This is a genomic window from Parvibaculum sp., assembly GCF_035511255.1.
Classification (GTDB): domain Bacteria; phylum Pseudomonadota; class Alphaproteobacteria; order Parvibaculales; family Parvibaculaceae; genus Parvibaculum.
The window spans coordinates 1-6,590 of sequence record NZ_DATKFR010000008.1 but is presented as its reverse complement, the minus strand read 5'-3'; the positions used below and the strand labels follow the sequence as shown (position 1 = coordinate 6,590).

Sequence of the window (6,590 nt, the reverse complement as noted above, 5' to 3'; positions counted from 1 at the left end):
GCCGGTTGCCGTCGCGGCGATTTTCGCGGCGACGATCGAGAAACAGACGGGCGGCTATCTCGCCGTGACCTCGAAGGGCGTCGAGGCGCGCGAAACGGTGCTGACCAAGGGCGACCGGACGGTGCGCCTCGTCGGCATGGTCCATATCGGCGAGGGGCGGTTCTATCGCGACCTCTTCCAGAGCTTCCCGCCCGACGCGCTGGTGCTGGTCGAAGGCGTGTCGGACCGCAAGGAGCTTCTGAAGGGCAAGTTCTCCTATGGCCGCATCGCCGCCGCCCTCGGCCTCGAGGAACAATCCGGCATCCAGGCGGAATGGATGCATGCCGCCGGCGCGGCCTCGGCCCCGTCCACGCCCGGCGCATCCGCATCCGCCGCAAAACCGCCCGCGTCGCCCGGCCACCCCACGATCCTGCGCGCCGACATCGACATTTCCGAATTCACGCCCGGCACGATCCGCTTCCTCGGCGAGATCGGCGAACTCTATTCATCCCCCTCGATCTGGGAGGCCTTCCGCCGCATCGGTGAGATGGACGACCGCTACGCCGACAGCGACGTCGAAGCCGTCTTCAAGGACCTGATCGACAAGCGCAACGCAAGGCTCCTCGCCGTCTTCGACAAGGAATCCCCCGCGCACCCCGTCACAATCATCCCCTGGGGCGCCCAGCACATGCCCGGCATCGAGGCCGCGCTCCGCGAAAGGGGGTACACGGTACAATCTCGGCAGGCGCTGAATGTGGTGCGGTATGGGGAGATGTTTTAGAAGAGAGAAGACGAACTCTTCCTAGCCCTCTCCCTCTGGGAGAGGGTTGGGTGAGGGGCTTCGCGGGGAACGGCGCTTGTGGCTTGCCCTCACCCGAAACGCGTTCCGCGTTTCGACCTCTCCCATAGGGAGAGGTAAGGGGTGCCCGGCGTGCGCTCACCCCCATTGTCATCCCGGCCTTGTGCCGGGATCCAAGGGCCGCTTGCTCGGCATATGACGCCCCTGGACCCCGGGGTGACAGGTTTGTGGTGGTGAAGCGGCGGCGCCGGGCCGCCGCCCCTGTTCTTCAGAACAGCCCTTGCGCCTTCATGCTGTAGCTCACCAGCAGATTCTTCGTCTGCTGATAATGGTCGAGCATCATCTTGTGGTTCTCGCGGCCGAAACCGGATTCCTTGTAGCCGCCGAAGGCCGCGTGGGCGGGATAGGCGTGGTAGCAATTGGTCCAGACGCGGCCGGCCTCGATCGAGGAGCCGAGGCGGAAGGCGTTGTTGCCGTTGCGGGACCAGACGCCCGCGCCAAGGCCATAGACCGTGTCGTTGCCGATGGCGATGGCGTCGTCGATGGTCTTGAACGAGGTGACCGAGAGCACCGGCCCGAAGATTTCCTCCTGGAAGATGCGCATCTTGTTGTGGCCCGAGAAGACCGTCGGCTGCAGGAAGTTGCCGTTCTCGAGGTCGCCGCCCAGATGCGCGCGGTCGCCGCCGGTCAGGCACTTCGCGCCTTCCTGCTTGCCGATCTCGATATAGCCGAGGATCTTCTTGACCTGATCGGTCGAGGCCTGCGCGCCCATCTGCGTGTCGGGATCGAGCGGATTGCCGACCTTGATTTTCGCGACGCGGGCGACGGCGCGCTCCATGAACTTGTCGAAGATCGATTCCTGCACCAGCGCGCGCGACGGGCAGGTGCAGACCTCGCCCTTGTTGAAGGCGAAGAGCGCGAAGCCTTCGAGCGCCTTGTCGAAGAATTCGTCGTCGGCCTCCATCACGTCGGCCATGAAGATGTTCGGCGACTTGCCGCCCAGCTCCATCGTCTGCGGGATCAGATGTTCCGCCGCATAGCTCATGATCTGCCGGCCCGTCGTCGTCTCGCCGGTGAAGGAGACCTTGGCGACGCGCGGATTGGCGGCGATGGCGCGGCCGACGATGCCGCCCGGGCCCGTCACCACGTTGAGCACGCCCGCGGGAATGATGTCGGCGGTGAGGCCCGCCAGCAGCATCAGCGAGAGCGGCGTGTCGGAGGCGGGCTTGATGACCGTGCAGTTGCCGGCGGCGAGCGCCGGGGCGATCTTCCATGCCGCCATCAGCAGCGGGAAGTTCCACGGGATGATCTGGCCGACGACGCCGATGGGTTCGCGGAAATGATAGGCGACGGTGTCGGCGTCGATGCGCGAGATCGAACCCTCCTCGGCGCGGACGCAGCCGGCGAAATAGCGGAAGTGGTCGATGGCGAGCGGCACGTCGGCGCCGCGCGTCTCGCGGATCGGCTTGCCATTGTCGAGCGTTTCGGCGAGCGCGAGGAGTTCGAGATTTTCCTCCATGCGGTCGGCGACCTTGTTGAGGATCTTCGCGCGTTCGGCGGGCGACAGGCGGGCCCATCCGGCCTTCGCCTTGTGCGCGGCGTCGAGCGCCGCCTCGACGTCTTCCGCCGTCGACTTCGCGAAGTCGGCGAGCGGCAGGCCGTTGATCGGGCTGGTGTCGGTGAAATATTGCTCCTTCAGCGGTGCGGACCATTTGCCGCCGATGAAGTTGCCGAATTTCTTGGGAAGGTTGCCGGTCCGCCGGACCGTTTCCAATGCTTGCTGGAACATGGGCGTTACTCTTTTCACTTGGATTGATGAACACGGAGTCCACATGTCGCGGACGGCGCGCCCCCGGGAGAGAGGGTCGCGCCGCGCCGCGCCTTCGCGCATTGCGTTCGATCAAGGCGTGACGAAAGCGTCATTTTGATACCGATCAAGGCCGTGTCCGGCGCGGGCGCCCATGCTGGCCGTCATTCGGTTTCCGGACCGCAGTAAAGGAGTCCCCCATGGCGAAGACGATGAAAGCGGCCGTTGTGCGTGCCTTCGGCCAACCGCTCACGATCGAAGAGGTGCCGATCCCGGTGCCCGGTCCGGGCGAGGTGCTGGTCAAGGTGATGGCCTGCGGCGTTTGCCACACCGATCTCCACGCCGCCGACGGCGATTGGCCGGTGAAGCCCAATCCGCCTTTCATTCCGGGCCACGAGGCGGCGGGCGTCGTCGTCGCGCTCGGCGCGGGTGTCACGGGCCTCAAGGAAGGCGACGCGGTCGGCGTCGCCTGGCTGCACGATGCCTGCGGCGGCTGCGAATATTGCGAGACCGGCTGGGAAACGCTGTGCGAGAGCCAGCACGATACGGGCTACAGCGTGAATGGCGGTTTCGCCGAATATGTGATCGCCTCGGCGCCCTATGTCGGCATCCTGCCGACGAATGTGGGCTTCGCCGAAATCGCGCCGATCCTCTGCGCGGGCGTCACCACCTATAAAGGCATCAAGGAGACGGAAGCGCGGCCCGGCGAGTGGATCGCCATTTCCGGCGTCGGCGGCCTCGGCCATGTCGCCATCCAGTATGCGAAGGCGATGGGGCTTCATGTAGCGGCGCTCGATGTCGCACCCGACAAGCTCGCGCTCGCGCGGGCGGCCGGCGCGGACGTCGCGGTCAATGCGCGCGATGCCGACGCGGCGGCGCAGGTCGTGAAGGCGACCGGCGGCGGCGCGCATGGCGTGCTCGTCACGGCGGTTTCGCCGCCCGCCTTCGCGCAGGCGATCAACATGGTCCGCCGCAAGGGGACCGTGGCCATGGTCGGTCTGCCGCCGGGCAATTTCCCGACGCCGATCTTCGACGTGGTGCTGAAGCGGATCACCATCCGCGGCTCCATCGTCGGCACGCGCAAGGATCTCGCCGAGGCGCTGGCCTTCGCAGGCGAGGGCAAGGTCTATGCGGAGATCAGGACCGCGCCGCTCGAAAGCATCAACACGATCCTCACCGACCTCAAGGCCGGGAAGATTCAGGGCCGCATGGTGCTCGACTTCGCGAAGTGACGGCCGCCCAATATTCTGTCATCCCGGCCCTGTGCCGGGATCCAGGGGTCGCTTGCTCGGCATATGAGGGCCCCTGGACCCCGGGACGAAGCCCGGGGTGACAAGCTAGTGAGCCCGTCGCTACCACGCTCCGCTGCGTGAGGGCCGTGATTTCATTATGCGGTCGAAGATGAAGATCGCGGCGCTTGCCGCGCCCGCGATGGCGGCGATCATGGCGAAGAAATGCGGTTTCTCCATCGTGCTCCAGAAGCCGCCGAGCCAGCCGGAGAGGAAGTTGCCGGCGAAGTTCGTCAGGAACCAGAAGCCCATCAGCATCGAGACCAGCGAGGCCGGGGCGATTTTCGAGACGAAGGAAAGGCCGGTCGGCGAGAGGTAGAGTTCGCCGAGCGTGACGATCGCGAAATAGGCGAAGAGCCACATCGGGCTCGCCTTGCCGGTGGCGCCCGCCTCGAGAGCGGCGGCGATCATGACGAGATTGCCGAGCGCGATGCCGAGGCAGCCGAGCGACATCTTGACGAGGGTCGAGGGCTCCGTGCCGCGCCGCGCCTGCTGCGCCCAGTACGCGACGAGGAAGGGCGTGAAGGCGAAGATCATGAACGGATTCAGCGACTGGAACCAGGTCGTCGGCACGTCGCCGCGCCAGAACAGAAGGTTCACGCCGCGGTCGGTGTAGCCGTCCGCCCACAGAGCGATGGTGTTGCCCTGCTGCTCATAGGTCGCCCAGAAAAAAGTGACGAAGACGCAGAGGATCGCCAGTGCGCCGATGGAACGCCAGTCGTCTCGCGTCAATTTGTGGCGCGCCGGCTTCGCGCGTGAAGCCTCCGCCGGATCGCGCCGCGCGGGCCTGTCGTCGGGCAGCGCGCCCGCGCCGGCGAGATAGATCGCGGTTGCGACCAGCATGCCGACGCCCGCCGCGCCGAAGCCCCAATGCCAGCCGACGCGCTCGCCCAGCGTGCCGCAGACGAGCGGGGCGAGAAAGGCGCCGAGATTGATGCCGACATAGAAGATCGAATAGGCGCGGTCGCGCCGCGCGTCGCCCGGCGCATAGAGCATGCCCACCTGGGTCGAGATGTTCGGCTTGAAGGCGCCGTTGCCGAGAATGAGCGTCAGCAGCGCCAGCAGGAAGAGGTTCTCGAAGGCCATCATGAAATGGCCGAGCGCCATCAGCAGAGCGCCGGCGACGACGGTGCGCCTGCGCCCGAGCCAGCGGTCGGCGATCAGCCCGCCGAGAACCGGCGTCAGATAGACGAGCGCCGTATAGAGGCCGTAGATCTGCGAGGCGAGCGGCTGGACGTCGAGCGGCCCGAAGACCGCTTCGAGCGCGCCTTGCAACAGGCCGAAGCCCGCGACCTGTTCGCGGTTGCCCGGTTGCAGCAGGTATTTGACCATGTAGAGCGTCAGCAGCGCCCGCATCCCGTAATAGGAGAAGCGCTCCCACATCTCGGTGCCGAAAAGGAAGACGAGGCCTTTCGGATGGCCGAGCAGGTCGGGGGTGCGGGCGGGCGTCGTCGCGCCGGTCATCGGGCGAGCACCGCGCGGATTTTCGCCAGCGCCTCCTCGCGGGCGGCGGCTTTGGGGCCGAGCGCGTCGAGCCGGGCGGGGAGCGTGGCCATGATCGCGCGGCGGTCGGCCTCGCTCAGGCTTCCCCAGCCCGCGATCTCGTCCAGCGAACGGGCGCAGCCGGTGCAGAGGTCCGAAGCCGGGTCCATCAGGCAGATGTCGATGCAGGGCGAGGAAACGGGGAGGTGGGCGTTCACGCTTTTTCCGGGGTTCTATCGTGCTTGCGGGCAGGGTATAGGAAGGCGCCGCTCAAATCCCGAGCGAAGTTCGAGAGCAGTATGATGGCACGTCCGCCCTCCGGCCTTCCTTTCGACGACATCCGCGACCTGATCGCGGGCCTGCCCGCCGGCGACGATGCGGCGACGGTCGCCGTGGCGGCGCGGGCGCAGGACCTCGTGGACGGCGGCGGCCTCGGCCGGCTCGCCGAGATCGCGGTCTGGCTTGGCCGCTGGCAGGCGAACCCGAAGCCCGCCGTCGAGCGGCCGCTGATCGCGATCTTCGCCGCCAATCATCAGGTCGCCGCCCGCGTCACCGACCTTCCGCCATCGCATACCCGCGCCATGGTCGAGCTCTTCGCGGCAGGCGGCGCGGCGGTCAACCAGTTCGCGCTCACGGCCAATGCGGGCCTCAAGGTCTTCGACCTCGCGCTCGATCTGCCGGTGCCGGACATCACGGTCGATGCGGCGCTTTCGGAACAGGCCTGCGCGGCCACCATGGCCTTCGGCATGGAAGCGATCGCGGGCGGCGCCGATCTTCTCTGCGTCGGCGCGATGGGCGTCGGCAATGGCGCGGTCGCGGCCGCGCTCGCCGCCGCGCTTTTCGGCGGCGCGCCGTCCGACTGGACCTCCGACGCGCGCGAGATCGCCGTCGTCGAGGATGCGCTCGCTTTTCATGGCGCGGGTCTCCGCGATCCGCTGGAGGCGCTGCGCCGCGTCGGCGGGCGCGAACTCGCCGCTATCGCCGGCGCGATCCTCGCCGCGCGGCACCAGCGCATCCCGGTTCTGCTCGACGGCTTCGTCGCCTGCGCCGCCGCCGCCGCTCTCTACGTCCAGGACCCGGCCTCGCTCGACCATTGCCTCGCCGCGCATCGTTCGGGCACGGCGGCGCATGACCGCCTGCTCGCCGCCATCGGCAAGGTGCCGCTCCTCGACCTCGGCATCACCCTCGAGGACGGCGCGGGCGCCGCGCTCGCGGCTACCCTCGTCAAAACCGC

At 67.5% G+C, this 6,590-nt stretch carries 6 protein-coding genes; 3 read left to right on the top strand and 3 right to left on the bottom strand.

Annotation, left to right across the window (positions count from 1 at the left end):
- On the top strand, positions 1 to 760 hold a 760-nt coding region (locus tag VMR03_RS00265), incomplete at its 5' end, for a hypothetical protein (protein ID WP_325401108.1).
- Between the two features lie 286 nt (positions 761 to 1,046).
- Here VMR03_RS00265 and VMR03_RS00260 read toward each other — a convergent pair.
- Positions 1,047 to 2,567 carry an aldehyde dehydrogenase family protein gene (locus VMR03_RS00260; protein WP_325401106.1) on the bottom strand — a complete coding sequence of 507 codons (1,521 nt, stop codon included), beginning with the start codon at positions 2,565 to 2,567 and terminating at the stop codon, positions 1,047 to 1,049.
- A gap of 218 nt (positions 2,568 to 2,785) precedes the next feature.
- On the opposite strand from VMR03_RS00260, the gene adhP reads away from it, so the two are divergent.
- Entirely contained in the window at positions 2,786 to 3,817 is a 1,032-nt protein-coding gene (gene adhP, locus VMR03_RS00255; RefSeq protein WP_325401104.1) for an alcohol dehydrogenase AdhP, read from the top strand.
- Positions 3,818 to 3,937: 120 nt separating this feature from the next.
- Here the strand turns inward: adhP and VMR03_RS00250 are convergent, their stop codons facing one another.
- Positions 3,938 to 5,338, bottom strand: a complete 1,401-nt coding sequence (locus tag VMR03_RS00250) for a peptide MFS transporter (RefSeq protein ID WP_325401102.1) — start codon at positions 5,336 to 5,338, stop codon at positions 3,938 to 3,940.
- Positions 5,335 to 5,574: a DUF1289 domain-containing protein gene (locus tag VMR03_RS00245; protein ID WP_325401100.1), complete on the bottom strand. Its 240-nt coding sequence runs from the start codon at positions 5,572 to 5,574 to the stop codon at positions 5,335 to 5,337. The genes VMR03_RS00250 and VMR03_RS00245 overlap by 4 nt, the downstream gene beginning before the upstream one ends.
- 81 nt (positions 5,575 to 5,655) lie before the next feature.
- On the opposite strand from VMR03_RS00245, the gene VMR03_RS00240 reads away from it, so the two are divergent.
- On the top strand, positions 5,656 to 6,590 hold a 935-nt coding region (locus VMR03_RS00240; protein WP_325401098.1), incomplete at its 3' end, for a nicotinate-nucleotide--dimethylbenzimidazole phosphoribosyltransferase.